The sequence below is a fragment of the Sphingomonas sp. AC449 genome (genome assembly GCF_979253475.1).
This window is the reverse complement of sequence record NZ_CEEDCZ010000036.1, coordinates 1-356: the sequence shown is the minus strand read 5'-3', so window position 1 is coordinate 356 and position 356 is coordinate 1. Positions and strand designations below refer to the sequence as shown.

General features: G+C 59.3%; 2 tRNA genes. Both read left to right on the top strand.

The window, feature by feature from the left end:
• Nucleotides 1-188: 188 nt before the first annotated feature.
• Nucleotides 189-265 (top strand) — tRNA-Ile (locus AC0CH3_RS17755).
• Between the two features lie 15 nt (nucleotides 266-280).
• Nucleotides 281-356 (top strand) — tRNA-Ala (locus AC0CH3_RS17750).

Below are 356 nucleotides of genomic sequence, written 5' to 3'. Positions count from 1 at the left end.
TGCCACCCTGTCGGAAGAGCTTCTTCCATTCCAAAGAACATTAGCCGCCGTCCTCATGTCCCTTCATCACTAGGTTAGTCCATAAGACGAGACAGCATCCGCTGTCTTGGCTGTGGGCAAGCTCGGCCAGCGCGCGAAGCGCGCCTCTGAGGCGCAGTTCTGCTGCGTCTGACGGGCGCAGCGGGTGTGGGCCTGTAGCTCAGTTGGTTAGAGCGCACCCCTGATAAGGGTGAGGTCGGTGGTTCGAATCCACCTAGGCCCACCACACACAAGTGCGTTTGGGGCCTTAGCTCAGCTGGGAGAGCGGTTGCTTTGCAAGCATCAGGTCATCGGTTCGATCCCGATAGGCTCCACCA